Annotated in this window: 2 protein-coding genes; one reads left to right on the top strand and one right to left on the bottom strand. The window is 73.9% G+C overall.

Annotated features, from left to right (window positions below; translation table 11 throughout):
- The first annotated feature begins 37 nt into the window (after positions 1–37).
- Positions 38–1,030, top strand: coding sequence for an adenosine deaminase (locus JS521_RS35290; protein ID WP_205086934.1), 993 nt, complete (start codon positions 38–40; stop codon positions 1,028–1,030).
- Here the strand turns inward: JS521_RS35290 and JS521_RS35285 are convergent.
- Entirely contained in the window at positions 994–2,349 is a 1,356-nt protein-coding gene (locus JS521_RS35285; RefSeq protein WP_205086933.1) for an MFS transporter, read from the bottom strand. The genes JS521_RS35290 and JS521_RS35285 overlap by 37 nt on opposite strands.
- Positions 2,350–2,393: the final 44 nt, after the last annotated feature.

Below are 2,393 nucleotides of genomic sequence, written 5' to 3'. Positions count from 1 at the left end.
ACCCCTGAGAACCCCCCACCCCCGTTTGCGAGACACCGTGCACCTCCCCAAGGCCGAACTCCACCTCCACATCGAAGGCACCCTCGAACCCGAGCTGGCCTTCGCCCTCGCGGAACGCAACGGGGTGACCCTGCCGTACGCCACCACCGAAGAACTGCGCGCCGCCTACCAGTTCGACGACCTCCAGTCCTTCCTGGACCTCTACTACGCGCTGATGGCCGTCCTGCGCACCGAGGAGGACTTCGCCGAACTCGCCGACGCCTACCTCGCCCGCGCCGCCGCCCAAGGCGTCCGGCACGCCGAGATCTTCTTCGACCCGCAGGCCCACACCGCGCGGGGCGTCCCCATCGGCACGGTCATCGAGGGGCTCGGCCGCGCGCTGGAGCGCAGTGAGGAGACGCACGGCGTCTCCACCCAGCTCATCCTGTGCTTCCTGCGCGACCTGTCCGCCGAATCGGCCCTCGGCACCCTCGACGCGGCCAAGCCGTACCTCCACCGGATCAGCGCCATCGGCCTGGACTCCGCCGAGGTCGGCCACCCGCCCGCCAAGTTCCGCGAGGTGTACGAGGCGGCCACCGCGCTCGGCCTGCGCAAGGTGGCCCATGCGGGGGAGGAGGGCCCGCCGGAGTACATCCGGGAGGCCCTGGACATCCTCGGCGTCGAGCGCGTCGACCACGGGCTGCGCTGCATGGAGGACCCGGAGCTGGTGGCACGGCTGGTCGCCGACCGGGTGCCGCTCACGCTCTGCCCGCTCTCGAACGTACGGCTGCGGACGGTCGACAAGCTCACCGACCACCCGCTGCCGGAGATGATGGCGGCGGGCCTCCTCTGCACGGTCAACTCCGATGACCCCGCCTACTTCGGCGGATACGCCGGCGACAACTTCGACGCCGTCCGCGACGCGCTCGCCCTGGACCCGGAGCAGCTGCGCACCCTGGCCCGCAACTCCTTCGAGGCGGCCTTCCTCGACCACGACGAGGAGCGCCGGGCGCGCTATCTGTCCGAGGTCGAGGCGTACGCGTTCGACTGACCGGAACCGCCGTCCGGACCGGCCGTCCGGATCGCGCTGCGCACCAGCCGCCTGCGCCGTACGCGGAGTTCCGTGACGGCCTGCTCCGGCGAACCGAGCTTCGGCACCGCGCCGGACAGGCCGCCGCCCGTGGTGGCGGCGAGCAGAGCGGCAGGGGCGCCACCGCGACGGCGCACCGAACCGGGCACCAGCGGACGGCCACCGGTGTGCAGCGCCACGGCGGTCACCGGGGCGGCGACCAGCAGGGTGGCCGCCCCCAGGATCAGCCCCATCGCCGGATAACCGGCCTCCTCGGAGAGCACGCTGCCCAGCAGCGGGCCGCAGGCCACCCCCACCGAGGAGGCCGAGCCCGCCAGCACCGCCCAGCGGCCGCGTACGTCCAGGGAGGCGGCCAGGCCGATCAGGTAGGACAGGACCACCGGGTAGAAGGTGTTCCACATGATCTCGCCGGTCGCGAACGATCCGAGGTCCGTGGCCGACGAGCTGAGCACGATGCTCGCGGCGATGACCATGGTCCCCAGCCCGATCGGCACCGCCCGGCCGAGCCGCGCGCCGAGCAGTCCGGCGCCCGTCACCCCGAGCAGACCCGCGCCGAGCGCGGCGGCGAACACCGCGCCGACGGTGACCTCGGACAGCCCCGCCTGGACCAGGCCGATGCGGCTGCTCACGCCCCACAGCGCGTTCTGCGCCATGGACCAGACGAGCATGCCGCCCGCAAGGACGAGCCCGGAGCGGCGGTGCGGGAGCCGGCCGGTGATCGGCGAGGCGGTCCCCTCCGCCGTCCGCGCACCGTCGAGCCGGGCGGTCGCGGGCCAGACGAGCAGGGCGACCAGGGCGATCGCGGCGAATGGAAGCCGGTGGCCGCCGCCGAGGTGAGGGATGGTCAGGTAGAGGACGCCCGCCGTGGCGGAGACGGTGAGCAGTCCGAGCGAGGACGTCCGGTGGGGGTCGCGCCGGGCGGCGATGCCGGCCGCGGCGACCGCCGTCGCCGTGCCCGAGCCGAAGCCGCCGACCATGACGCCGAGCACCACCAGCGGTACGGACCCGGCGAGCGCGGCACAGCCGTAGCCGATGGCGGCCAGGACCAGCCCGACGCGGGCGGGGGTACGGGCCCCGAACCGCTCGACCCGGCCCGCCAGGGCGAAGCCGGCGCCGGCCGAGCTGAGGAGCAATGCGCTGCCGACCAGGCCGGCCTGGGCCGGACTCAGCCCGAGATGGGCGCTGAGCCGGCCGACGACGGTGGGGAGGAGGTAGGAGGCGAGGTAACCGGCGGTGAACACGGCCACCAGGGGCCACGCGGCACCAGGGCGCGAGGACATGGGCGTTCCTGAAGACATGCCTGAGCAGGCAGGGGGGAGGGGGA

This window comes from Streptomyces durocortorensis, assembly GCF_016901035.1.
Lineage (GTDB): Bacteria > Actinomycetota > Actinomycetes > Streptomycetales > Streptomycetaceae > Streptomyces > Streptomyces durocortorensis.
Note: the sequence above shows the minus strand (reverse complement) of the source record. Positions and strands in the feature narration are given on the sequence as shown.